At 66.0% G+C, this 25,229-nt stretch carries 21 protein-coding genes; 16 read left to right on the top strand and 5 right to left on the bottom strand.

The genetic code is table 11. The features are described 5' to 3' along the window. The first annotated feature begins 84 nt into the window (after nucleotides 1-84). From KU884_RS13235 to fdhF, 3 genes are read left to right on the top strand one after another with little or no spacing between them, the layout of a single operon-like run. Complete coding sequence (locus KU884_RS13235) at nucleotides 85-1,704, top strand: NADH-ubiquinone oxidoreductase-F iron-sulfur binding region domain-containing protein (RefSeq protein ID WP_167783056.1); 1,620 nt, start codon at nucleotides 85-87, stop codon at nucleotides 1,702-1,704. Continuing rightward, the gene (locus KU884_RS13230; protein ID WP_217351368.1) at nucleotides 1,701-2,375 is read left to right on the top strand and encodes a 2Fe-2S iron-sulfur cluster-binding protein; all 675 of its coding nucleotides are present in this window, start codon (nucleotides 1,701-1,703) and stop codon (nucleotides 2,373-2,375) included. The genes KU884_RS13235 and KU884_RS13230 overlap by 4 nt, the downstream gene beginning before the upstream one ends. Further along, complete coding sequence (gene fdhF, locus KU884_RS13225; protein ID WP_217351367.1) at nucleotides 2,372-4,558, top strand: formate dehydrogenase subunit alpha; 2,187 nt, start codon at nucleotides 2,372-2,374, stop codon at nucleotides 4,556-4,558. Before KU884_RS13230 ends, fdhF begins: the two co-directional genes overlap by 4 nt. Nucleotides 4,559-4,589: 31 nt before the next feature. Here the strand turns inward: fdhF and KU884_RS13220 are convergent, their stop codons facing one another. Next, nucleotides 4,590-5,474, bottom strand: coding sequence for a LysR family transcriptional regulator (locus KU884_RS13220; RefSeq protein WP_167783055.1), 885 nt, complete (start codon nucleotides 5,472-5,474; stop codon nucleotides 4,590-4,592). A gap of 135 nt (nucleotides 5,475-5,609) precedes the next feature. On the opposite strand from KU884_RS13220, the gene KU884_RS13215 reads away from it, so the two are divergent. The 4 genes from KU884_RS13215 to KU884_RS13200 are packed head-to-tail and all read left to right on the top strand — an operon-like array spanning nucleotide 5,610 to nucleotide 10,567. Continuing rightward, nucleotides 5,610-7,049 carry an aldehyde dehydrogenase family protein gene (locus KU884_RS13215; RefSeq protein ID WP_167783054.1) on the top strand — a complete coding sequence of 480 codons (1,440 nt, stop codon included), beginning with the start codon at nucleotides 5,610-5,612 and terminating at the stop codon, nucleotides 7,047-7,049. 6 nt (nucleotides 7,050-7,055) lie between these two features. Next, a complete protein-coding gene (locus tag KU884_RS13210) occupies nucleotides 7,056-8,084 on the top strand; it encodes a dipeptidase (RefSeq protein ID WP_254432059.1) in 1,029 nt (342 codons plus the stop codon). A gap of 18 nt (nucleotides 8,085-8,102) precedes the next feature. Next, the gene (locus KU884_RS13205; RefSeq protein WP_217351366.1) at nucleotides 8,103-9,821 is read left to right on the top strand and encodes a hypothetical protein; all 1,719 of its coding nucleotides are present in this window, start codon (nucleotides 8,103-8,105) and stop codon (nucleotides 9,819-9,821) included. Then, nucleotides 9,818-10,567, top strand: a complete 750-nt coding sequence (locus tag KU884_RS13200) for a DUF3726 domain-containing protein (RefSeq protein WP_167783053.1) — start codon at nucleotides 9,818-9,820, stop codon at nucleotides 10,565-10,567. Before KU884_RS13205 ends, KU884_RS13200 begins: the two co-directional genes overlap by 4 nt. Nucleotides 10,568-10,619: 52 nt before the next feature. Here KU884_RS13200 and KU884_RS13195 read toward each other — a convergent pair whose 3' ends face one another. From KU884_RS13195 to ectA, 4 genes are all read right to left on the bottom strand, one after another. Next, a complete protein-coding gene (locus KU884_RS13195) occupies nucleotides 10,620-12,176 on the bottom strand; it encodes a BCCT family transporter (RefSeq protein WP_167783052.1) in 1,557 nt (518 codons plus the stop codon). A gap of 340 nt (nucleotides 12,177-12,516) precedes the next feature. Continuing rightward, nucleotides 12,517-12,906: an ectoine synthase gene (locus KU884_RS13190; RefSeq protein ID WP_167783051.1), complete on the bottom strand. Its 390-nt coding sequence runs from the start codon at nucleotides 12,904-12,906 to the stop codon at nucleotides 12,517-12,519. Nucleotides 12,907-13,079: 173 nt separating this feature from the next. Beyond that, nucleotides 13,080-14,378, bottom strand: a complete 1,299-nt coding sequence (gene ectB / locus KU884_RS13185; protein WP_174813741.1) for a diaminobutyrate--2-oxoglutarate transaminase — start codon at nucleotides 14,376-14,378, stop codon at nucleotides 13,080-13,082. A 10-nt stretch (nucleotides 14,379-14,388) separates the two neighbouring features. After that, a complete protein-coding gene (gene ectA / locus KU884_RS13180) occupies nucleotides 14,389-14,916 on the bottom strand; it encodes a diaminobutyrate acetyltransferase (protein ID WP_167783050.1) in 528 nt (175 codons plus the stop codon). 630 nt (nucleotides 14,917-15,546) lie between these two features. On the opposite strand from ectA, the gene KU884_RS13175 reads away from it, so the two are divergent. From KU884_RS13175 to KU884_RS13135, 9 genes are all read left to right on the top strand, one after another. Then, nucleotides 15,547-16,839, top strand: a complete 1,293-nt coding sequence (locus KU884_RS13175) for an MFS transporter (RefSeq protein ID WP_167783049.1) — start codon at nucleotides 15,547-15,549, stop codon at nucleotides 16,837-16,839. 18 nt (nucleotides 16,840-16,857) lie between these two features. Then, complete coding sequence (tsaB, locus tag KU884_RS13170; protein WP_254432058.1) at nucleotides 16,858-17,559, top strand: tRNA (adenosine(37)-N6)-threonylcarbamoyltransferase complex dimerization subunit type 1 TsaB; 702 nt, start codon at nucleotides 16,858-16,860, stop codon at nucleotides 17,557-17,559. Between the two features lie 93 nt (nucleotides 17,560-17,652). Beyond that, nucleotides 17,653-19,182 (top strand): fumarate hydratase, encoded by a 1,530-nt coding sequence (locus tag KU884_RS13165; RefSeq protein WP_167783048.1) that lies wholly within the window; start codon nucleotides 17,653-17,655, stop codon nucleotides 19,180-19,182. A gap of 164 nt (nucleotides 19,183-19,346) precedes the next feature. Continuing rightward, on the top strand, nucleotides 19,347-20,048 hold the full coding sequence (locus tag KU884_RS13160) for a histidine phosphatase family protein (protein ID WP_167783047.1): 702 nt from the start codon (nucleotides 19,347-19,349) through the stop codon (nucleotides 20,046-20,048). Next, nucleotides 20,045-20,785, top strand: coding sequence for a TetR/AcrR family transcriptional regulator (locus KU884_RS13155; RefSeq protein ID WP_167783046.1), 741 nt, complete (start codon nucleotides 20,045-20,047; stop codon nucleotides 20,783-20,785). The genes KU884_RS13160 and KU884_RS13155 overlap by 4 nt, the downstream gene beginning before the upstream one ends. Continuing rightward, complete coding sequence (locus KU884_RS13150; protein WP_167783045.1) at nucleotides 20,782-21,546, top strand: SDR family oxidoreductase; 765 nt, start codon at nucleotides 20,782-20,784, stop codon at nucleotides 21,544-21,546. Before KU884_RS13155 ends, KU884_RS13150 begins: the two co-directional genes overlap by 4 nt. Next, on the top strand, nucleotides 21,543-22,310 hold the full coding sequence (locus KU884_RS13145) for a glucose 1-dehydrogenase (RefSeq protein ID WP_167783044.1): 768 nt from the start codon (nucleotides 21,543-21,545) through the stop codon (nucleotides 22,308-22,310). The genes KU884_RS13150 and KU884_RS13145 overlap by 4 nt, the downstream gene beginning before the upstream one ends. 15 nt (nucleotides 22,311-22,325) lie before the next feature. Then, on the top strand, nucleotides 22,326-24,122 hold the full coding sequence (locus KU884_RS13140; protein WP_167783043.1) for an acyl-CoA dehydrogenase: 1,797 nt from the start codon (nucleotides 22,326-22,328) through the stop codon (nucleotides 24,120-24,122). A gap of 37 nt (nucleotides 24,123-24,159) precedes the next feature. After that, on the top strand, nucleotides 24,160-25,170 hold the full coding sequence (locus tag KU884_RS13135; protein ID WP_167783042.1) for an NADP-dependent oxidoreductase: 1,011 nt from the start codon (nucleotides 24,160-24,162) through the stop codon (nucleotides 25,168-25,170). Nucleotides 25,171-25,229 lie beyond the last annotated feature (59 nt).

Raw genomic sequence — 25,229 nt, 5'->3', positions numbered from 1 at the left:
CGCGGTCCTATTTACCGCACGCGGCGGCCGTGGTTCTCTAGAGAGAGTCTCGAGAGCTGCGCCTATGCCATCATGGAGGGGCCGATGGAACTTCTCAACCGGTTGCTGGAACTCCAGCACCGTCACGGTGCCCTGGACGACGCCACGCTCAAAGACCTGGCGCGACAGTGGCACCTGCCCCTGCACCGCCTGGAGGGATTGCGCTCATTCTATCCCGCGTTTCGCTCCGCCCCCGGTGCGCCCCGGAAATTGAGTGTCTGCCGCGATGTGGCCTGCCGCATGCGGGGCGGGCGGGGATTCGTCGATGCCGTCGCGCAGGCGCTGGCGGGCGATGACGGCATTGAGGTCGAGGCCGTGAGCTGTCTCGGCTTGTGCCATGCCGCGCCGGCGGCCCTGGCCGGTGACGAACCCGTGGCCGGCGATGTTCGCGCGCTCTGTGACGGCATGACCGGGGTTCGCCCGCATCCCGTGGTCGCCGAGCCACCCGCGCAGACCGCCATGGCCGACCCCTACCGGTCGGCGGACGAACGCTACGGTGAGCTTCGGCGCCTGCTGCACGAGGCCAGTCCCGAGAGTGTCATCGAGTCGCTGGAGGCGGCCGGCCTCCGCGGTATGGGCGGCGCCGGTTTCCCCACCGGCCGCAAGTGGCGATTCACCCGCGGGGCCCGGGGCGAGCCGCGGACGGTGATCTGCAATGCCGACGAGAGCGAACCGGGAACGTTCAAGGACAGGTTGTTGCTGGAGCGGGTGCCGCATCTGGTCATCGAGGCCATGGTCCTGGCCGGCTGGGTGATCGGAGCCCCGCGCGGGATCATCTACCTGCGCCATGAATACGCCCATGCGCAGCGCCATCTGGAGGATGCCCTGCAATGGGCCCGTGCCCACGGCGTGCTGGGCCCGGACGTGCTCGGCACCGGCATGGCCTTCGACCTGGAAGTGTTCGTCTCCCCCGGTGGCTACATCATGGGCGAAGAGACCGCGCTGCTGGAAGGGCTCGAAGACAAGCGCGGCGAGCCGCGGAACAAGCCGCCGTTCCCCACCCAGGTGGGCTTCGAGGGTGGCCCCACCCTGATGAACAACGTGGAAACACTGGCCCTGATTCCGCGCATTCTCGCCGACGGGGCGGACGGGTGGCAGGCCCGCGGGCGTGACGGCCACGCCGGGCTCAAGTTTCTCTCCGTCTCCGGTGATGTGCGGGCGCCCGGCGTCTACTGTGTCGCCGCGGGAACGCCGGTGAGCGAGGTCATTCAGCAGGCGGGCGGCATGGCCGATGGGCGATCGCTGCATGCATTCTGCCCCGGCGGCGCCTCGACGCCGTTCCTGCCCGCTGACCGCGCCGAGACGCCGGTGGACTTCGATGCCATGGCCGACGCCGGTGCAGGTCTCGGGTCCGGTGCGCTGTTCGTGGTGGGCGAGGGCCGCGATCTGCTGGATCTTGCCATCCAGCAGGTGCGCTTTTTCCGCAACGAGTCCTGCGGCAAATGCGTACCCTGCCGTACGGGGACCGTCCAGGCCGTGCGCCGGCTGGAGTCCGCCCAGGCCGGTGCGCCGGAGCCCGGTCTCACGGCGCTGCTGGAAGGGCTGGACGAAACCCTGGCCCAGACCTCCATCTGCGGCCTGGGTCAGGTGGCGCTGACGCCAATCATGAGCATTCTGAAGCATTTTCCGGACGAAGCGGCCCGACTGCGCGGGGAGGGAGCATGACCGAAACCGTGTCGCTGACCATCGACGGCCGCAGCGTTCAGGTCGCCGCCGGCACCACCATCTGGGACGCAGCGCAGGAACTCGGTATCGACATTCCGGTGCTTTGCCACAGCCCCCGCATGCGCCCGGTGGGCGTATGCCGCATGTGTGTCGTGGACACCGGCGCGCGCAACCTGCAGGCGGCCTGTGTGCGCCCCTGCGAGGAGGGCATGGAGGTGCGCACGGACACCGGGCGCGTCGAGCGCAACCGGCGCATGCTGCTGGAACTGCTCCTGGCCGACTACCCGCGTGAGAGTCTGCGGGAGCAGACCACCGGCGATGACGAATTGCTGGCCCTGGCGCGTGCCTATGGCCTGGAGGAGAGCCGTTTCGGGAGTGACGAGGCTGAAGCCGGCGCCGGCCGCGATGACTCGTCGCTGGTGATCGTGGTGGATCATCAGGCCTGCATCCTCTGCGACCGCTGCATCCGCGGCTGCGACGAACTCCAGCACAACCACGTGATGACTCGCAGCGGCAAGGGTGCTGCCACGCACATTGCCTTCGATCTGGACGTGCCCATGGGCGAGAGCACCTGTGTCGCCTGCGGGGAATGCCAGGCGGTGTGTCCCACTGGTGCACTGACCAATCGCAGCCTGCACGGTCTGCAGATCGTCGAGGAGGAAACGTCATGACCGGCGAGCCCGTCCGTGCCCGCGTTGTTGATTCCGTCTGCCCCTACTGCGGCGTGGGCTGCGCCTTGAGCTGGGTGGTGGACCCGGGGAACAACCGGATTCTGGAAGCCCGGGGGCGGGATGGCGCCGCCAACGCCGGCCGGTTGTGCGTCAAGGGCCGCTACGGCTTCGACTACACCTCCCACGCCCATCGGCTCACGAAACCGCTGATCCGGCGCGACGACGCCTATCCCAAGGGCGCCCTGTCCTGGGGCGACCAGGGGCCACGTCGTCCCGGTGGCCCGGTGGACCCGGAGACGGTGCTGCCGGCCTTCCGCGAGGCCAGCTGGGAGGAGGCGCTGGAGCGCGTGGGAGGGCATCTCGCGGCCATCCGGGATATCCACGGCGGGGACGCCCTGGCCGGCTTCGGCTCGGCCAAGGGCTCCAACGAGGAGGCCTACCTTTTCCAGAAGCTGATGCGCGCGGGTTTCGGCACCAACAACGTGGATCACTGCACGCGGCTGTGCCACGCCTCCTCCGTGGCGGCCCTGCTGGAGGGTATAGGCTCCGGCAGCGTCACCAACGTGGTGCGCGACATTGCCCGCGCCGATACGGCCCTGATCACCGGCTGCAATCCCACGGAGAACCATCCGGTGGCGGCAACGTTCATGAAAGAGGCGGCGGCCCAGGGCACGCAGCTGCTGGTGGTGAATACACGCCGTCCGCCCATCGCCGATCACGCTGCCATGTACGTTCAGATTCACCCCGGTACCGACGTGGCGTTCTACAACGCCATGATGCACGTGATCATCCGCGAGGGGCTGATCGACGAAGCGTTCGTTCGTGACCGCACGGAAAACTACCAGGCCGTGAAGGAGAACGTCGCGGACTATGCCCCGGAGTCGGTGGCGGACCTCTGCGGGGTGTCTGCCGAACGGATCACCGAGGCGGCGCGCCTGTTTGGTGGCGCCCGCGCGGCCATGCTGTTCTGGGGCATGGGCATTTCCCAGCACACCCACGGCACCGACAATGCCCGCTGCCTCATTGCCCTGGCCATGATCACCGGCAACGTCGGCCGGCCGGGAACCGGCCTGCACCCACTGCGGGGACAGAACAACGTTCAGGGGGCGTCGGACGCCGGGCTGATTCCCATGGTGTTCCCGGACTACCAGAAAGTGGATGATGCCGCCGCCCGCGCCCGCTTCGAGGCACTCTGGGGGCGGCCCCTGTCAGCGACACCGGGGCGCACCGTCACCGAGATCACCGATGGTGCGCTGGAAGGCGCCATTCGCGGTATGTACATCATGGGCGAGAACCCGTTTGTCTCCGACCCGGACGTGGAAAAGGTGCGCAAGGCGCTAAGTCGCCTGGAGTTCCTGGTCGTGCAGGATATCTTCCTCACGGAGACCGCCGAGTTTGCCGATGTCATCCTCCCCGGCAGCGCCTTCGCCGAGAAGACGGGGACGTTCACGAACACCGACCGTCGGGTACAGATCGGCCGCCAGGCGCTGCAACCGCCCGGCGAGGCCCGCCAGGACTGGCACATCATCTGCCAGATCGCCGCGCAGGTGGGTTACCCCATGGACCATGACGACGTTGCCGCCGTTTTCGACGAGTTCGCTGCCAGTACCAACAGTTACGCCAGTCTCAGTCACGGCGTCCTGGGTGATCGGGGCCGCTGGTACCCGTGCCCGGATCCGGAGCACAGTGAAGGCGAGCCGATCGTGTTCAGCGAATCCTTCCCGCGAGGGCGGGCGTTGCTGGTGCCCGCCCGGCAGTCGCCGCCGGTGGAGCCTACGGACGCAGAATATCCACTGGTGCTGAACACGGGTCGGGTCCTGGAGCACTGGCACACGGGAACCATGACCCGGCGATCCGGTGCGCTGCACCGGATTAGCCCGGAGGGCAGGGTGGAGATTCATCCCGGCGATGCGGCCGCCCGGGGGATTGATGATGGCGATTGGGTGGAAGTGCGCTCGCGCCGCGGTGCCATTACCATCCGCGCTCGCGTGGACGACCGTGTGGCGCGGGGTGGGGTGTTCGTGCCCATGCACTTCCGGGAGGCCTGCGCCAACGTGCTCACCCATCCGGCGGTGGATCCCTACGGCAAGATCCCCGGGTTCAAGTACTGTGCGGTGTCGATCGCGCCTGTCGTGAGCGACCATGCGCCCGCGGAAAGCTCGCGTTCTACCGGGACGTCCTGAGGGCGTCTCCGGGTGGAGGCACAATCGGCGCTTACTGTTGCCAGTGCCCGCTTGCCTCCAGGATCTTCCTCTCGAGCAGCGCCGCGGCAGGGGCCAGACTCCGGCGCATGGGGCGAACGATACTGATTTCCCGTTCCAGTGCCGGCCGCCCCAGGGGTCGGAACCGCAGTCGCGTGCGTTCGTCCGGGACGGCCAGCCGCGGCAGTGTGGTAACGCCCATGCCGGCCTCCAGCATGGCCAGCAGTGAAATCATGTTCGACACGTAGAGCTGACTCGCGGCGAGCAGGGGAACCGCTTCGGTATGCTCCAGCAACCGCGAGGTTCCATTGCGGATGAGTTTGTAGCCGGTGAGCTGGTTCCATGCCACCGGCCCCGTGCCCCGGGCCAGTGGGTGATCGTCGCGGAAGACCACACCGATGCTGTCGCGATAGATCGGGTCCACCCGGAATTCGTCCAGCGGTTCGAGGACGCTGGTGATCCCGAAATCCACCTGTCGCGCCTTGAGCAGCCCCAGCACCGTGTCCGCGGAGCCGTCCTGCACGGTGATGTCAAGCTGCGGATAGTCGCGAATGAACTCCTCCAGCAGGGCCGGTAGCAGTTGGCTGGCGACGGACGGGACCGCGGCAATGTGCAGCTGGCCCACTTCGTGCCGGGCCAGTCGCTGCAGCTCTTCTCCCACCCGGTCGTGATGGTCGACAAGGCCCTGGAGCATGGGCAAGGCCTGCTCACCATACGGCGTAAGCTGAATCTTCGCCCCTTTCTCCAGGAGCGGCTCGCCCAGCTTGCGTTCGAGTTCGCGAACGGCCTGGGAGATGGCGGGTTGAGTCCGGTGCGCATGTTCGGCCGCCGCATGGAAGCCGCCATGCTCGACCACTAACAGGAAGTAGCGAATCTGCGAAACCTTGAGATCGATCATGGGCGGTGATTTCTCATAAGAAAGCCTTATCGAAAGATAGCAAACATAGATTTCCCTGATGAAGGCGCGACGTCTACGCTTTATCAAGGTCCGGCGGTGACAACCGCCCTGAATCGATAGCCGCAGGAGGATTGCATGGGGGAGCTGTACCGGAATCTGATCGATGGTCAGTGGCTCGACGGGGACGGCACGGTGGCGAACGTGAATCCCTCGAATACGGAGGAGGTCATCGGCCATGCCGCCCAGGCCACGGCCGCCCAGGTACGTGATGCCATTGCGGCGGCGCGGGCGGCGCAGCCGCAATGGGCAGCTGCCGGCCTGGAACAGCGCCACCGGGCCCTCATGGGCGCGGGGGCAGAGCTCATGGAACGCAGCCGCGAGCTCGGGCGCGAACTGTCACGCGAAGAGGGCAAGCCCCTGGCGGAGGGGGTCGGCGAAGTCTACCGCGCCGGCCAGTTCTTCCAGTACTACGCCGCAGAGGTTCACCGCCAGTTCGGGGAAACCGCGGATTCCGTGCGTCCGGGGATCGAGATCGACATCCGTCGTGAGCCGGTTGGTGTTGTCGGCATCATCAGCCCCTGGAACTTTCCGATGGCCACCGCGGCCTGGAAGCTGGCGCCGGCGCTGGCGTTTGGTAACGCCGTGGTGTTCAAGCCGGCGAACCTCGTGCCGGCCAGCGCGTGGGCCATGGTGGAGGTTCTGCATCGCCACGAGCTGCCCCCGGGCGTCGTCAACCTGGTCATGGGTCGCGGGAGCAGCGTGGGGGAGGCGTTGATCAACAGCCCGGATATTGACGCGATCAGCTTCACCGGCTCCCAGGACGTGGGACGACGCGTCGCGCGTGCGACGGCAGCCAACCTTGTGCGCTGCCAGCTGGAGATGGGGAGCAAGAACGCCCTGGTGATCATGGACGACGCCGACCTGGACTTGGCCGTGCAGGCGGCGGTGGCCGGCGGCTACTCCGGTACCGGTCAGAAGTGCACGGCGTCCTCCCGGCTGGTGGTGCACGAGGCGGTACACGACGCCTTCGTGGACAAGCTGGCCGTACGCCTCGAGGCCATGACCGTCGGGCCGGCGGTGGACGAGACCACCGAGATCGGTCCACTGGCAGACGCCGCGCAGCTGGAAAACGTCGAAGGCTACATCCGGTTGGCCGAGACGGAGGGTGCCCACCGCGTGGTGGGCGGCACGCGCGTGGAGCTGGACACGCCGGGCCATTACCTGTCGCCGTGCCTGCTGACAGGCACCGACAACCGCATGCGCATCAACCAGGAGGAGGCCTTTGGCCCGCTGGCCACCGTCATCCGCGTGGCCGGTATCGACGAGGCCATCCGCGTGACCAACGACACGGTGTTCGGCCTCACCGCGGGTATCGTCACGGGCAGTCTGTCTTACGCCAACCGTTTTCGGCGCGAGGCGCACGCCGGGTGCGTCATGGTGAATCTGCCCACGGCGGGCACCGACTACCACGTGCCTTTCGGCGGTCGGCGGACGTCCAGCTATGGGCCGCGGGAGCAGGGCCGCTATGCACGCGAGTTCTACACCACGGTCAAGACCAGCTACGTCCGGAGTTGACGCGCCATGAACATGCCATCAGACACGATGGACAGGGAGGCGGCACGGGCGCTGCACCGGCAACTCACGGTGGTGGACGGTCTGCAGTATTCCAACTGGGACCGCGCCATCTTCGAACAGCTGCGCGAAGGCGGTGTGGATGCCATCCACGTGACCATCGCCTACTGGGAGAACGCCCGCGAGACCCTGAGCCGCATCGGCGAGTGGAACCGCCGGTTCGCGGCCAACGGTGACCTCATCCGCCCGGTGCGCGCGGGTGCCGATGTCCGCGCGGCCCGGGACGAAGGCCGGGTCGGCGTTTTCTACGGCGCCCAGAACTGCTCCATCATCGAGGATGATATTGACCTGGTGGCGGTATTCCGGGAGCTCGGCGTGTTCCTGATGCAGCTGACCTACAACAACCAGAGCCTGCTGGGCACCGGTTGTTACGAAGACAACGACACCGGCATCACCCGCTTCGGCCGCGAGGTCATCCGCGAGATGAACCGGGTCGGCATGCTGATCGACATGTCGCACAGCGCCGAGCGGACCACTCTTGAGGCGGTGGAGTACTCCACACGCCCGGTGGTGGTGTCACATGCCAACCCGCTGTTCTTCCGCGACGTGTCACGAAACAAGTCCGAGCGCGTGCTGCGTGCGCTGGCCGAAAGTGGCGGCCTGCTCGGCTTCAGTGCCTATCCGCTGCATCTCGGGGACGGGTCCGAATGCACCCTGGAGGCGTACTGCGAGATGATCGCCCGCACCGCCGAGATCATGGGGCCGGAGCACCTAGGCATCGGATCGGATCTGTGCCAGCAACAGCCGGACGAGGTGCTGCGCTGGATGCGCAACGGGCGCTGGCGCCGCGTGCTCGACGGCGACGAACCGGAGCCGCCCCGCTGGCCGCCGCAGCCGGCGTGGTTGCGGGATGGCCGCGATTTCCCGAACCTCACCGCCGGGCTGATGGCCCGGGGTTTCAGCCGGGAGGAGATTACGGGAATCATGGGCGAGAACTGGCTGCGTGTGCTGGATGACGGCATTGCCGCAATGCACTGAGTCAGAGGAGGGGAGTCCGTGTCCAATGTGTCCGTGACGCCGCTCGACCCGTCGGGAGCCCGCTTGCCGTTGCGCCCCGCGTCGCAGGTGATGGATCCGGCGCGCCTGGGGAGTCTGCACCAGACCCGCCTCAGCTTTGCCCGCAGCCTCATACGGCAGATGGCGCGGGAGCGCTGGCACGTGGCCTGCGCCGAATTCGACCTGGACGCGCAGGGTTGCGGACGCGCCATCTACACCGTGGACACCCCGGAAGACCGCTTCAGCTTCGTGATCTTCAGTCAGAACCTGGATGAGAGCCAGCGGAGTGATCGTGTGATTGCCGAGCAGTGGGACGTGGCTTGCGCGTTGTGCACGGCACCCCTGGACGACGTCATGCTCGCCGAGCTTGCCGAGAATGTGCCGCGACAGGAAGCAGGACGGTGCAGCAGCCGGGTGCTCGTGCTGACCCGTGGCAATCGCAGCCAGCGCAATTTCGAGCAGGTCACGGAGGCCCTGGCGCGGGGCGAGCAGCCGGACCCGGTCTGGTTCCAGAAGGTAGGCTATCTCTACCGCACCACCGCCGTGTACGGCAACGGCAAATTCGGCATCGCGGACTACGACTATGTGCGCCGATGGCGGCTCTTCGACCGCCCCTTCAGCCCGCAAATGCTGGCGGTCTACCTGCTCCGTCACTTCAGCATCGAGCAGGTGGAGCACATGGCGCGGGCCCGGGCGCCCCGGACCGCTGTGCCCATGCAGCGCGATCTGGCGCGCTACATCGGCATGGGCAACTCCACGGGGCTCGGCATGGCCCCGTTCCTCGTCAACCACCCGCAGCTCATCAACCAGTGGGTGCTCATGCGCGAGACGGCGCTGGCCCGTGTGCGCACTTTCGGCACGGCGTCACCGGAGCGCATCCAGCGCCTGCGCACCCTCACGGCCCGGGCGCGACAGCACATGACCGAGTGGTGGACCGACGACGCCGCGCAACAGGCGGCCAACGATCGCACCATCGCCGATCTCGACGACTTGAAGGCCTGGCTGGACGGGGGGACGCCCACGCCTCAGGACCTGTGGCAACGGCTGGTGCAGCGCGCCGGGTCGCACTACGGCCTGCAGGGGCAGGAGCTGGTCAACAGCCTGTTGCTGGAACTGCATCCGGAGCTGGTGGACGATCTGGAAGACAGCATGGGCACCGACGAGCGCAGCGATCTGGAGCCGGGAATGTCCCTGCGCACGCTCGTGGCGTGGCTGGAGTCCTCCTACGACTGGGCGCTGGCGGTGGACTTCGAACACCCGGACGCCTCGTACTATTTCTGGTACCGCTCGGAAGAGAAAGAAGAGCCGCGGCTGGGTGAGCGGTATGTCGAGCCGGGCGCCGATCGTGAAATGCCCCTGGGGATCGCGCGGGACGTGCGTCGGTGCTACGACGCCTGCCAGGCCCTGCTGGCGGAGGACGCCCAGACCACTGTCCTGGACCTGGTGCTGCAGCGTCGGGATCTGCGTGGCATTGTCCGTCGCATCCAGACACTGGCCCCGCTCGCCTACGGGGAGATCCGTGGCAACCTGCTGGCTCGCGACTGCCGACCGATCCACCTGCTGCGCTGCAAGCTGTCCTTTTTCGGTGCCAGCAAGTTCGACCCGCGCTCGGACCGCTGGGTTCGCATCACGCTGTTCCAGGGCGCCCCGTTGCTGGATGAAATGGATGCCAGCGACGATCCCGACTGGTTCCTGCCCGTTGCCCCGCCCGCGTCATGAAGATCTCCCACAATGAACTGCTGTCCATGGCGCGCAAGGCGTTCGAGGGGATGGGGTTCGATCCGGGCGAGCGCGAGGATGCGGCCCACATGGTGCTCTGGCTCGAGAGTCACGGCCTGGAGGGGCTGCGCGAATTGCACAAGGCGCTCGACTTTCTGCCCGATGAGCGGGCGCGTCCGCTGACAACGCTTCACCGCGGCCCCGGGCTGTACGTCATGGACGCCGACGGTGCCAGCGCACTGTGTCGGGGCTCCGTCGCGGTGGATGCCGGTATCGCGATGTCCGAGCGCCACCCCATGGCAACCGTGCGCATGGAGGGGTGTCACAACCGCATTTTCATACTCGCCGATCTCGCTCGCGCCAGCCGTCGGGGCGTCAGCGCCCTGGCAGTCTGGCGCAACGACCACGGGGATCATCCGCTGGCGTACACCGTGGCCCAGCGCGCGGGCGACGCCCTCCCCACCCTCCGCGTCTACTGGGACGACAGCCCGGCCGGGCCGCGGCAGGATCAGGGAATCACCCTGGCTTTCAGTCGCGATTTCGACCTGCTGCCGCAACTCCACCCGGATGTGGATGGGGCGCGGATTCACTATTCGGCGGTCCCGGAGGATCTTGCCCTGTGCTCGCAGGAGCGAATGGCCACCCAGATTGCCGTGGACGAGGCGCTGTGGCAGCAGCTCAAGAGCCTGGCCGCCCGGATCCTGGTGGAGGCCACCCAGGCGTCCCGGCGCGGCGCCGGAGAGTAGGGCGCCGCGCAACCGCGGCGCCCCCGATCCGTCTTCGTGGAAGACGGGGTGTTCAGCGGACGATCCCCTGTTCCCGCGCCATGGCATAGGCCATCTTCGGTCCTGTGTACAGGGACGGCAGCAGAATCAGCGAGACCGGCACCGCGGTCACCACGATGAACTGCTGCAGCGCCGAGATGCCACCTTCTCCCATGAACAGCAGGACGCCGGCAGTGACCGCCATGGCGACGCCCCAGAACGCGCGCACCGCAGTGTGCGGCTCCTGGTCGCCGGTGGCCACCATGGAGATGGTGTAACTCATGGAATCGCCGGTGGTGGCTACGAAGATGGTGGTCAGCACCAGGATGAGCACCGCCATGAGCCCCCCTAACGGCAGGGCCTGCGCGACGGTCAGCGTCGCCACGTCGAACTGGAAATCCGCCAGCGGCTCGGCAAGGTCAATGGCGCCGGTCAGCTGGTAGTGGATGCCGGCGCCGCCGAGCAGAGTAAACCAGATGGTCGAGGCAATGGGAGCCGCCACCGCCAGGGCAATGATCATCTGCCGGATGGTCCGCCCGCGGGAGATGCGGGCGATGAACATGGCCATCAGCGGCCCGTAGCCCAGGAACCAGGCGAAGAAGAACACCGTCCACCACTGCATCCACCAGTCCGGTGCCGTCTCGCTGGTCACCGTGGCCATGGGCAGGAAATCGTTCAAATAGGTCCCGAACCCTTGCAGGTAGCTGTTGACCAGAAACAGGGTTGGTCCGAATACGAAGATGAACGCCCCGATGCCCAGGGCAAGGAACACGTTGAAGCGGCTGAGTACCTGGATGCCTCGGTGAATACCTGTCACCGCGGAGGTCACGTAGATCAGGGCGAGCACGATGAGCACGCCGAACTGCGTGGCGAAGCCCTCGGGCAGACCGAACAGCGTGTTCGCACCGAAGCTTACCTGGGTGGCCAGGAAGCCGATGGGCCCTACCGTGCCGGCGACCACGGCGATCACGCATACTGCGTCCACGATGCCGCCCCAGGGGTTGCGCATCACCCGCTCGCCGAAGACGGGGTAGAGCAGGGTCCGCGGCTGCAAGGGTTTTCCGTAGCGATAATGGGCCTGCATCAACACGATGCTGGTGAGGGCTCCCAGGATGGCCCATGCGAGAAACCCCCAGTGCATGAACGACTGCGCCAGGGCCGGTGCCACGGCATCGTGGGTGGCGGACTCCACACCGAACACCGGCGGAGTCTCCAGAAAGTGGTAAAGCGGTTCGCCGGCGGCGAAGAACACGCCGCCTCCGGCAAGCAGCGTGCACATGATGATCGACACCCACCGGAAGGTGCTCATCTCCGGTCGGTCCAGGTCACCCATCACGGCGCTGCCGGCCGGGGAGACAGCGACGCCGATGGCGGTAAAGAAGGTCGCCAGCAATAGCAGCTGCCAGAATGAGCCCAGGTACTCCGCCGCCAGGGCGTGTCCCGTGTCCACCAGTTCCTGCACCTGAGCCAGGTCGATGAGGGAAAACACCAGAAAGGCGACGATGAAGCCGCCGCTTAGGCCGAGTACCCATGGATCACCGAGGCCGGGCCTCGCCACCGCGGGTGCTGCCGCTGTAGTGGTTTCACTCATAACTCCCACCTTCTCGTCGTCGTTCTCATGCCCGGCGGCCCCATCCAGCGCTGGCCGTTGTCAGTACAGTCAAGGCTGGCGGATTCGGGAGCCGTTGACGAGGGAGTTGAGCGGCGAGGCGAGCGGAAATTGTTATCGGGCTATAAGCGCTTCTGCTTTCCAAACGACGAGGCTGGACTGGATGCCGGTGCCACCATGGTCCGGCGCTGCCCGGCATACAGGGTTTCAGAACACCGCAGGGGGTTGGGGTCATTCAACCCCCTGCGGCTGAGTGCGCCCGAGGGGTTGCCAGAGCGGGCTTTACTTGTTGAAAGGTGAGTACCCTCGCGGGTGGTGCGTCTCAATCCTCGACCAGGTTGTACGAGCCGTCCGCGTCGTGGGTCTCGCGACCGGTCACCGGCGGGTTGAAGGTGCAGATCAGGCGCATATCTTCAGTACCGCCGCGCAGGATATGGCGGTCGTGCTGATCCAGTGCGTAGAGAATGCCGTCATGAATCTGGTGCACCTCGCCGGTGGCGAGGTCTTCGATACTGCCGTTGCCGCTCACACAGTAAACGGCTTCCAGGTGATTCTTGTACCACAGATGCAGTTCGGCGCCAGCCGGGATGATGGTCTCGTGGTAGGAGAAACCCATTCCGTCCTTCTTCAGCAACATCCGGTAGCTGGTCCAGCCCGGGCCCTGCACTTCCCGCTCAGTACCCTTGAGGTCGTTGATGTTGACAATCTTCATTGACGGTTCTCCTCGTCGCAACGCGATGGATGGTGGCGTTTCACCCGTCCGGAAGGAAAAGCGACCGATCCGGGGGACAGGACAACGCCGCTGCGTTCTCCGCGCCTCCATGATCGGTCGCTGGTGGCGTTACGTCCAGCCCGCGGTTGTGGGCCGGGGTGCTGTGAGTGCTGTCACTGGCTCGATGCCTGCCGCTGGATGCCCAGCTCACCCATGGCCTCGACCAGACAGGTCTCGATGATCTGCAATCCCTTCTCCAGGTCGGCATCCTCGATGGTGCACGGCGGCAGCAGTTTCAGCACCTGGTCGTCAGTGCCTGCAGTCTCGATGATCAGCCCGTGGCGGAAGGCCACCTCGGAGATCTTCTCCGCCAGCTCCACGTGGGCGAACTCGATGGCCTGCATCATGCCGCGGCCCCGCGGGCAGCCACGGGCATCCGGATACTTGTGCGCCAGGCCGTCCAGGAACTCGGCCATGCGCTTGCCCTTGCGGGCGATGTCCTTCTCGAAGCTGTCGTCGGACCAGAACAACTCCAGGGTGCGCTTGGCAGTGACGAAGGACGGGTTCTGGCCACGGAAGGTGCCGTTGTGCTCACCCGGAGCCCAGATATCGTACTCCGGCTTGATCAGGGTGATGGCCAGCGGCAGGCCGTAGCCGCTCAGCGACTTGGACAGCGTGACAATGTCGGGGTAGATGCCGGCTTCCTCGTAGCTGAAGAAGTGGCCGCAGCGGCCCAGGCCGGTCTGGATGTCATCGACGATGAGCAGCATGTCGTACTTGCGGCACAACTTCTCCAGCCCCTGGAGCCACTCGAGATCGGCGACGTTGACGCCGCCTTCGGCCTGCACCGTCTCCGTGATCACCGCGGCCGGAGTGTCCACCCCGGAGGCGCCGTCGGCGAGCATGCGATCGATGTACTCCAGGCTGTTGGTGCCCGGGCCCAGGTAGCGGTCGAAGGGCATGTGCGAGGTGTTGTCCAGCGTGACGCCTGCGCCCTGACGTTTGAAGCCGTTACCGGTGACGGACAGGGACCCGAGGGTCATGCCGTGGAAGGCGTTGGTGAAGGCCATGATGGTGTCGCGCTTTTTCACCTTGCGCGCGATTTTCAGCGCCGCCTCGACGGCATTGGTGCCCGTCGGCCCGGGGAACTGGACGCGATAATCCATGTTGCGGGGCTTGAGAACGAGCCGGTCCAGGGTCTCCAGGAACTCGGCCCGGGCTACGCTGGCCATGTCCAGGCTGTGGGTGATGTTGTCGTCGCTGAGGTACTCGATCAGCGCCTTTGTCAGCTCCGGGTGATTGTGCCCGTAGTTCATGACACTGGCGCCGGCGAAGAAGTCCAGGTAGGCCTCGCCGTCGGTGTTGTACATGTACGAGCCCTGCGCCTTGGCGAAGGTGGTCGGGAAACCGCGCACGTAGCTGCGGACTTCCGACTCGTGCTGATTAATGATCTGCATGTAATCCATGGTCATGAGTTGATCCTCACGGCTTGAGTTGAGTGGGTGCAGAGGGGTTGAACGGGCCGATGAAGTACCAGTCTTCGGCCTCGTGATCGCCCTCCGGCGGGAATTGATCGCTGCGGAACCCCTCGGCCTGGCGGATGCCCGTGCCGAGCTCCCGCGCGATGGCGGTGAACAGCGCCTTCGACGCCTCGTTGGATGGTGAAATGGTGGTCTCCAGCATGGTGGCTCCGCGGACGCCGGGGCTCTGCAGAAAGGCGGCCAGAAGCCGTTTGCCCAGCCCCGCGCCGCGCATGCTGGCATCCACCCCGACCTGCCAGAGAAAGACGCTGTCAGGCCGTTGCGGCGGTCGGAAGCCGGTGACAAAACCGACGACGGAGTTGTCATGTTCCGCCACCACGCAGGTGTCACTGAATTCGCGGGCGAGAAGCATGTACATGTACGCCGAATTCAGATCCAGAACGCCGGACTCTTTAACCACGCGCCAGATGGCCGCACCATCCTCCGTGGACGGGTTCCGGAAGCTAATGGAATCGCTTTTCGCATTCATTGGATGTCGCCTGCCCGTGCCAGTGGTGTCCGGTGGCGCATTTGCCCCGATCGGCCTGATGGCCGAGAAAACGTCCCGGGTGATCGGTGCTGCCGACACGGCGGCGCCGCACCGCGGGCTTCGGCGTGTCGGCGTCACTGGAGTGCTGGGGAAAGGCCGCTGCGTCGGCCCGGAACGGAGTGTCGGGGTCACCCCCCGGTGCGACCGGGGCGGGTGTTGTCGGGTCAGCCAAAGATCTGGCCCCTTGGGGTTTGAGTTCGTGAGGAAGTTAATCATGATTTCGCCTCGGGGTCAAGCTTGGAGGCGTCTGTAATTAATTCAATTATTGAATGATATAAAAAGATGAAGTTACATGTTCTTATTTCTTCCTATTCTCATATAATAAATTCTTTTTTAGTTGTGTATGTCGATCTCTTCGGCGTCGTTTTCAGCGTTACCTTGACGTAATATTGAAAAGTCGTCATTGCGAGCAGTGCGGCGACGAAGCAATCTCCTGCGCAGTCGCCGGAACCATGGATTGCTTCGCTACGATGACCCTTTGATCACGCTTTATTTCCTTGACGCTGGCGCCCACCCGGCGGACGATTGCCTCGTTTTCGCGTCACCCAGCACAAAGGTTGGCCTCGCTCGATGATGGTTCCGACTCTTGCGTCCCTTGCGGCGCTTCTGATTTCCGTCGGCATTCTGCTGCTGGGTGGCGGCCTTCTGGGGACGTTGCTTTCCGTTCGCATGGGCGTCGAGGGTGTCTCTGCCACCGTCATCGGCATGGTGATGGCCTGCTATTCCGTGGGTTTCGTGCTGGGCACCCTGTTCTGTGACCGCATCATCCAGAAGGTCGGGCACATCCGTGTGTTCGCCGCCCTGGCTGCCGTTGCCGCCTGCGCCGCGCTGGCGCACGGACTGTACGTGGATCCCTGGCTATGGGCGGGGATGCGGGTCATGTTCGGGTTCGCCATCTCCGGGCTGTACATGGTCGCCGAGAGCTGGCTCAACGACCGGACACCCCGGGAGATACGCGGACGGATGCTGGGCATTTACGTGGTGGTCACCTCGGCCGCCCTGGGTTCGGGGCAGTTCGTGCTCGGCCTCGGAGACGTGAATACCCACCATCTGTTCAGTGTCGCCGCCATGCTGCTGGCCGCAGCCCTGATTCCCGTGGCCCTGGCGCGGGTGCCGTCGCCGGAGCTCCAGGCCACCGGGCGCGTCACCTTGCGCGCCTTGTACCGCATCTCCCCCCTGGCGACCATCACCGCCCTCGGGGCAGGAATAACCAATGGTGCGTTCTTTTTCCTCGGTCCGGTGTACGCGGTGGAGGTTGGCTTCAGTGCCGGTGAGGTGGGCACGTTCATGGGCTCGGCGGTGCTCGGGGGGCTGTTCCTGCAGTACCTGATCGGTCGCCTGTCCGACTGGTACGACCGGCGACGCGTGGTCATGGCCACCGCGCTGCTGGTATCACTCGTCAGCGTTGGCCTGGTGATGCTGCAAGATCAGCCGGTGTGGACGGTGATCGTGCTGGTCATTTTCTGGGGTGGCACCAACTTCACCATGTACGCTCTGAGCCTTGCCCTGGCCCACGATTTCATGGCACCCGAGGAGCGCGTGCCGGCCAGTGCCACGTTGCTCCTGGTCCACGGCATCGGCATGATCATCGGCCCACTGGCGTTGTCCGGCCTCATGGATGCCATTGGCGCCCACGGTCTGTTTCTGGGGATCGCGGTGGTGGCGGCGTTGATCGCGCTGTTCGGCGGCTATCGTGACCGGGTCGGCGAACGCATTGAGGTGGAGGCCCAGGAGCGCTACCAGGTATCGCCCCAGGCGACGCATTCGACGCCGTACTGGACCGGGCTGGATCCCGCCTCTGACGACGCCCAGCTGGAGTTCGAATTCGAGTTTGCGGAGCAGGTGGATGACCATGACTGGTAACAGACAACGGGGGTGCGCGTGGCTGACGCTACGGAACTGACCTCACGGCCCCTGCTGGCGCTGGACGCGGTCACCGACGCCTGCTCCGTGGCCGTGCATGACGGTGATCGCGTGTTCTGCCGGTTTGCCGTCATGCCGCGTCAGCACGCCGCGAGGATGCTACCGCTCATTGACGAGGTGCTGGAGGAAGCGGGCCTGGTAGCGGCGGATCTCGGCGCTGTTGCCTGGGGGCATGGCCCCGGGGCGTTTACCGGCGTGCGCATCGCCGCGGGTGTTGTTCAGGGCATTGCCTGGAGCCGGGAGCTTCCGGTGGTGGGCGTGTCCACGCTTGCGGCCCTGGCACAGGGGGCGTATCGCCGCCACGGGGTGCGGACGGTCTGGAGCGCTCTGGATGCCCGCATGGGTGAGGTCTATTGGGGCGGGTACGTGCTCGAGGAGGGTGCCGATGTCATGGTCGCGGCCGTCCCGGATTGTGTCGGTGATCCGGCGCAGGTGCCGGTCTCTCGCGCCCTGGCCGACGCCGCTGGTATCGGCACGGGGTGGCAGGCCTATCGGCAGGCACTGACAGAACGTGTCGGGTCGCCTGCATTGGTGGACGGCGAGGCGCTCCCTGATGCCCGCGACATGCTACCTCTGGCCCGGCATGCCCTGCGGGCCGGGCAGTGGACCACGGCCCGGGATGCGGCACCAGTCTACCTGCGAGACCGCGTAACCGGGTGATCCAACACGCGCCGTTCTGTGGTATAACCGCGCCGTTCGCTTGCCCGGCCGGTGCGTCCGGCCGACTGGCCTGATCAACGCGAGGGGGCACCCATGACCACCATTCGCCAGGACGACGTCATCCAGAGCGTGGCCGACGCGCTGCAGTACATCTCCTACTACCATCCCAAGGATTTCGTGCAGGCGGTGACCGCCGCCTACGAGCGGGAGGAATCCCAGGCGGCGCGGGATGCCATGGCGCAGATCCTGATCAACTCCCGCATGTGCGCCGAGGGGCGGCGCCCCATCTGCCAGGATACCGGGATCGTCACGGTGTTCCTGCGCATCGGCATGGGCGTGCGCTGGGATGCCACCATGAGTGTCGAGGACATGGTCAACGAGGGGGTGCGCCGCGCGTATACCCACCAGGACAACGTGCTGCGTGCCTCCGTGCTGCAGGACCCCGCAGGCGCCCGTCGGAATTCCGGCGACAACACGCCGGCGGTGATTCACATGGAGGTGGTTCCCGGGGATACCGTGGAGGTGGAGCTGGCGGCCAAGGGCGGCGGTTCCGAGGCCAAGGCCAAGTTCGCCATGCTCAACCCCTCGGACAGCATCGTCGACTGGGTGCTGAAGACGGTCCCCACCATGGGTGCCGGCTGGTGCCCGCCGGGGATCCTCGGCATCGGTATCGGTGGCACCGCGGAGAAGGCCATGGTGCAGGCCAAGGAAGCCTGCATGGAATCCATCGACATCCACGAACTGCGTGAGCGTGGCCCGTCCAGCAAGGCCGAAGAGCTGCGCCTGGAGATTTTCGACCGGGTCAACGAGCTGGGCATCGGTGCCCAGGGGCTTGGCGGCCTGACCACCGTGCTGGACGTGAAGATCAAGGACTACCCTACCCACGCCGCCAATTTGCCGGTGGCCATGATTCCCAACTGTGCCGCCACCCGCCACGCCCACTTCGTGCTGGACGGTACAGGGCCGGCGGAGCTGACGCCGCCATCCCTGGACGACTGGCCGGAGATCACGTGGGATGCGGGCGACAGCGCCCGGCGGGTGAATCTGGACACGGTCACCCGGGAGGAAGTGGCTAGCTGGCAGCCCGGCGAGACGTTGCTGCTTTCCGGGAAGATGCTCACCGGCCGCGACGCCGCCCACAAACGCATCGCTGACCTGTTCGCCCGCGGCGAGGCGCTGCCCGAAGGCGTGGATTTCAACAACCGCTTCATCTACTACGTGGGCCCCGTGGATCCGGTGCGCGATGAGGTGGTTGGTCCCGCCGGCCCCACCACCGCCACCCGCATGGACAAGTTCACCGGCCAGATGCTCGAGCGCACCGGCCTGCTGGGCATGATCGGCAAGGCTGAGCGCGGCCCCGAGGCGGTGCAGGCCATCCGCGACAACCAGGCGGTCTACCTGATGGCCGTGGGCGGCGCCGCCTACCTGGTCTCCAAGGCCATCAGGACATCCCGGGTGGTGGCCTTCGAGGATCTCGGCATGGAAGCGATCCACGAATTCGAGGTGGAGGATATGCCGGTGACCGTCGCCGTGGACGCCGCCGGCCAGTCCGTGCATGACACTGGTCCCCGGGAATGGCGCGACCGCATCGCCGGCATCCCCGTGCGCACCGAACCGGCCTGATCCCGTTCACTGCTCCGTATTGCGCGCTGCGATGAGAGCGGGGCTTGCAATACGGAGTGGCGCTGATAAACAATAGAGCGAGCGCTCGCTCGAAAAACAACAGGGCGCTGGCCGCCACCTCAGCGGCATAGCCGTTCATCGCAGTACCACGAGGATTGCTCCGCATGGGTGAAATTCACCTGATCCGGCATGGTCAGGCTTCCTTCGGCAGTGACGACTACGACCGGCTGTCGGATCTCGGGCGGCAGCAGACCGTCGCGCTGCGGGACCACTGGCGCCAGCTCGGATTGCGATTCGACGTCATCTACTGCGGCCTGCTGCACCGGCAGAGCAGCACCGCCAATCTCCTCATGAGCGGGGAGCTCGCTCCGGAATGGCGTCAGTCCGCCTGTCTCGACGAGTTCGCCCACCAGCCGGTGCTGCGCGCCTGGTGGCGGCGACTGGGGGAGCAGGATCCGGCCAACATGCCGGACCGGGAACTGCTCAATTCGGATCGTCGCGTGTTTCAACGCTTCTATGCGCAGGCCATGACCGCCTGGCTGGAAGGGCGGTTGCCGCCCACCGAGGGTCTGGAGTCGTGGGACGGGTTCCGTGAGCGTTGCCGGGGCGCACTGTCGGAACTCATGGCGGAGCAGCCCCGCGGGGCGCGCATCGGCGTGGTGACCTCCGCCGGCGTCATCGGCGTGCTGGTCGGCCAGGTGCTGGGCCTGCGCGACGAGGCTGCCATGCGCCTGGGCTGGACCATCTACAACACGTCGTTGACGCGGTTCGTATACAACAAATCCGGTGACGTCAGTCTGCTGGATTTCAACAGCGTGCCCCACCTGGAAGACCCGGAACGCGCAGAGATGATTACCTTCCGATGAGCGCCACCGCCGAGCAGTCCGACTATCCCTCCTTCCGGCACCGCATCCGTTGTTGCCGTGACGGGTATCTGCGCGAGGTGCTGAACCGCCATCAGGACGTCATTCGGGTGAAGAAGGAGGAAGTGGCGCTGCCGAAGCTGGAGGTGATCTTCGAGAAAACCCTGGAGATCAGCAACCAGCACGGCTTCCAGGCCATGAGCGTGCGCGACCTGGGCGAGGCCACCGGTATCAGCATGGGGTCTCTCTATTCGTACATCGAGAGCAAGGATCGCCTGCTGGACATGATCCTGACCTACGGTCATGTAATGGTGAACCATGCCCTGGGCATTCCGGACGGCTTGCAGGGCGCCCGGCGGCGCATGCGCTATGTGCTGCGCACCCATGTCTACCTCAGCGAGGTAATGCAGCCGTGGTTCTACTTCTCCTACATGGAGTCCCGGCACTTCGACCGGGACTCCCGGGCTCAGACCATGGCCGGTGAGCTGCGCACCGAAACGCTGATCCATGAGCTCCTGGAGGAGGGCGTGGCGGAGGGTGTCTACCACGTCAGCGACACCGAATTCACGGCGGCCCTGATCAAGCCGCTGCTGCAGGACTGGTATCTCAAGCGCTGGAAATATCGACGCCGCAAGGTGAGCGTGGACGACTACGCTGACGGCATGATCGCATTCGTCGAATCGGCCCTGGGGCACGAAGCCGCCACGGCCGCACAACAATCACGGGGAGTGATGAAATGAGCAAGAACCTGTTTGATCTCAGCGGCCGCGTGGCCCTGGTGACAGGCGCCAGCCGCGGCATCGGCGAAGCCACCGCACGCCTGCTGGCGCAGCACGGGGCGCACGTGATCGTCTCCAGCCGCAAGCAGGAGGCCTGCGACGAAGTGGCGGCCAGCATCCGCGAGGAAGGCGGGGATGCCTCGGCGTTCGCCTGCCACGTGGGCGCCATGGAGCAGATCACCGCCATCTTCGAGCATGTGCGGGCGACGCACGGCCGGCTCGACATCCTGGTGAACAATGCCGCCACCAACCCGTACTTCGGCCATATCCTGGACACCGATCTTGGGGCGTACACCAAGACGGCGGACGTGAACATTCGCGGCTACTTCTTCATGTCCATCGAGGCCGGCAAGCTCATGCGAGACAACGGCGGCGGTGCCATTGTCAATGTTGCCTCCATCAACGGCGTTTCTCCCGGCAACATGCAGGCCATCTATTCCATCACCAAGGGCGCGGTCATCAATATGACCAAGGCCTTTGCCAAGGAGTGTGCCCAGCACAACATCCGCTGCAACGCGCTGCTGCCGGGTCTGACCAGGACCAAGTTCGCCTCCGCGTTGTTCGAGAACGAAGATGTGCGCAAGGGCGTGATGACCAGCATTCCCATGCAGCGCCATGCGGAGCCGGAGGAAATGGCCGGCACCATTATCTACCTGGCCTCTGACGCCTCCAGCTACGCCACTGGTACCTGCGTCAACGTCGACGGCGGCCTGCTGGCATGACCGCACGGGCCGGGTTTGCCGGCAAAGCGGTGCTGGTCACCGGCGGCGCGTCCGGCATCGGGCGCGCCGTGGTGGAGCGGCTGGCCGCGGACGGCGCCCGGCTGGTGATCGCGGACATCCTCGCCGGTGAAGGCGAGAGTGTCGCCGAGCAGATCCGCCAGGCCGGAGGCGAGGCCGTATTCGTCCACACCGATGTGCGCAACGGTGATCAGGTGCAGGCCATGGTGGCGACCGCACTGGATACCTACGGCCGCCTGGACTGTGCGGTGAACAACGCCGGTGTCGAGCACGGCCTGCAGGCGCTGGCCGATTTCGGCGAGGAGGACTGGGAGCGGGTTCAGGACATTAACCTCAAGGGCGTGTGGCTGTGCCTCAAGCACGAGCTGCCGGTGATGGTCCGCCAGGGCCAGGGCAGCATCGTCAACCTGGCCTCCGTGGCCGGCCTGGTGGGAGCACCCCTGTTCGGACCCTACGTGGCCAGCAAGCACGGCGTGGTGGGGCTGACCCGCACGGCCGCCCTGGAATACGGGCGTATGGGCGTACGGGTAAATGCCGTGTGCCCGAGCGCCATCCGTACCGAGATGTTCGAGCGCTCTCTGACCGATCGCCGTGATCTGGCCGAGAAACTGGTACGCAACTCCCCGATGCGCCGCCTGGGCGAGCCGGCAGAGGTGGCCGAAGCGGTGGTCTGGCTCTGTTCGGATGCGGCCAGCTTTGTCAACGGCCACGCCCTGACCGTCGATGGCGGCATGACCGCCCAGTAACCGGGAATCCACGCCATGAGCGATCTGTTGATCAACCCACGTGACCTGCGCTTCCAGCTCTACGAATTGCTGGATGTCGAGGCCATGACGCAACGCCAGCGCTTCGCCGAGCACAGCCGCGAGACCTTCGATGCTGCCCTGGAGACCGCCGGGCAGATTGCCGCGGAGCAGTTCGCGCCTCATAACCGCAAGGGCGACGAGAACGAGCCGGTGTTCCGGGACGGCGCCGCCGAGACCATTGCCGAGACCAAGACGGCCTGGCGGGCCTTTGCCGAGGCGGGCTTTCTGGCGGCGCACCACGATGCCGAAGCCGGCGGCATGCAACTGCCCACCACCATCCAGCAGGCGTGCCAGGGCCACTTCTACGCCGCCAACGTGGCCAGTGCCGCCTATCCCATGCTCACCATCGCCGCCGGCAACCTGCTCAAGGCCCACGGCAGCGCCGAGCAGCAGGCGCAGTGGCTGCCGCGGCTGCTGGATGGGCGCTCCGCCGGCACCATGGCGCTCACCGAACCCCACGCCGGGTCTTCCCTGGGCGATCTGCGCACCAAGGCGGTTCCCCAGGCCGACGGCAGCTATCGCATTGTCGGCAACAAGGTCTACATCTCCGGCGGCGAGCAGGACATCACCGACAACATCGTGCACATGGTCATCGCCCGCATCGAGGGCGAGCCGGCCGGGGTCAAGGGCATTTCCCTGTTCATCGTGCCCAAGTACCGCCCCGACGCGAACGGTGAGCCCGGTGAGCACAACGACGTCACCCTGGCGGGGCTGCTCCACAAGATGGGTTACCGCGGCACCACGTCCACCGTACTCAGCTTCGGCGATAACGGTGACTGTCATGGCTACCTGGTGGGCGAGCCCAACAAGGGCCTGACCTACATGTTCCACATGATGAACGAGGCGCGTATCGGCGTCGGCGTCGGCGCCGCCATGCTGGCCTACACCGGCTATCTGCACAGCCTGGACTTCGCCCGTCAGCGACCCCAGGGCCGCCCGGTAACGGCCAAGGGCAGTGGCAGCCAGGTGCCCATCATCCAGCACCCGGACGTGCGGCGCATGCTGCTGGCGCAGAAGGCCTACGCCGAGGGCGCGCTGGCGCTGTGCCTGTACGCCTCCACCCTGTTCGACGACAGCACCACCGCGCCGGTCGCCGATGACCGGGCAGAGGCCCAGGAGCTGCTGGATCTGCTGACTCCCGTCGTCAAGTCCTGGACCGCCGAGTACGGCTGCAAGGCCAATGATCTGGCCATTCAGGTCCTGGGCGGCTCGGGCTACACCCGGGACTATCCGGTGGAGCAGTTCTACCGGGACAACCGTCTCAATCCCATCCACGAGGGCACCAACGGCATCCAGGCGCTGGACCTGCTCGGGCGCAAGATGGCCCAGAACAACGGTGCGGGTTTCGAGGCGCTGCTTGAGCGCGTTCGACGCAGTATCGCCGAGGCCCGGGAGACGGAGTTGGCGGCACCGCTGGCGGCGGAGCTGGAGCGCGCCCTGGCAACGGTGGAGCGGACCGCCGGCAGCTTGATGACGGCCATGGGCGAACAGGGCCCGGAACGGGTGCTGGCCAACGCCTGGATCTATCTGGATCTCATGGGCCGCTTCGTCGTCGGCTGGCTGTGGTTGCGCCAGGCCACCGTGGCCGCCCGGGCGCTGGGCCAGGCCGCCGCCGATACCGCCTTCTACCGCGGCAAGCTGCAGGCCGCGCAGTACTACCTGCGCTGGGAGCTGCCGCAGATCGAGCACCACAGTCGCCTGCTGACCGGACTGGACGACACCTGTCTGGCCATGGCGGAAGACTGGTTCTGAAAACCGACCTGAACCGATAACGTAACAGGAGAAGTACATGAGCGAAATCAACCGGCAGATCCTTCTTGCCCAGCGCCCGGTGGGCGAGCCGGGACCGGAGGTCTTCGAAGTCAACGAGGCGCCGGTACCCGAGCCCGGCAACGGGGAGTTCCTGGTCAAGGTGCTCTACAACTCGGTGGACCCGGCCATGCGCGGCTGGATGAACGAGGGCCGCTCCTACATCCAGCCGGTGCAACTGGGTGAAGTGATGCGCGCCGGCGCCATCGGTCGCGTGGTGAAGTCGCGTAACGACCACTTCCGTGAAGGCGCCTATGTGAGTGGCATGTTCGGCGTGCAGCACTATGCCGTCAGCGACGGCAAGGGTGTCATCGAGGTGGACCCCTCCATCGCGCCCCTGGAGCGCTACCTGGGCGTGCTGGGCATGCCCGGCATGACCGCTTATTTCGGGCTCCTGGACGTGGGACAGCCCAAGGAAGGGGACACCGTGCTGGTCTCCGGCGCGGCCGGCGCCGTGGGTGCCACCGTGGGCCAGATCGCCAAGATCAAGGGTTGCCGGGCCGTTGGCGTGGCCGGCGGCCAGGAGAAGTGCGACTTCGCCCGTGAGGTGGGCTTCGACGACGTGGTGGACTACAAGGCCGAGCAGGCGGGCAAGGGCATCAAGCGCGCCTGCCCCGACGGCGTCGACGTCTACTTCGACAACGTCGGTGGCGAGGTCCTGGAAGGCGCCCTGGCGCGGCTGCGGCTGAACGCCCGGGTGGTGCTGTGTGGTGCCATTTCCCAGTACAACAACGCCGATTCCCTGCAGGGACCGCGCAACTACATGGCGCTGCTGGTCAACCGCGCACGCATGGAAGGCTTCGTGGTGTTCGACTATGCCAAGCGCTACGGCGAGGCCGCCCAGCAGATGGCCCAGTGGATCCAGGAGGGCAAGCTGGAGGCCCGGGAGCACGTGGTCGACGGCATCGACGACTTCCAGAAGCACCTGATGATGCTGTTCCGCGGCGAGAACTTCGGCAAGCTGGTGATCAAGGTCCAGAACGACGATTGATCGCGACGCGCCGAGGCGGACGTTGGCGGTCGCGTAGGGTGGACCTTCAGGTCCACCGT

Origin of the sequence: Aquisalimonas sp. 2447 (assembly GCF_012044895.1) — a bacterium.
Lineage (GTDB): Bacteria > Pseudomonadota > Gammaproteobacteria > Nitrococcales > Aquisalimonadaceae > Aquisalimonas.
The sequence above is the reverse complement of the archived record's forward strand: the minus strand, read 5'-3'. Positions and strand labels throughout refer to the sequence as shown.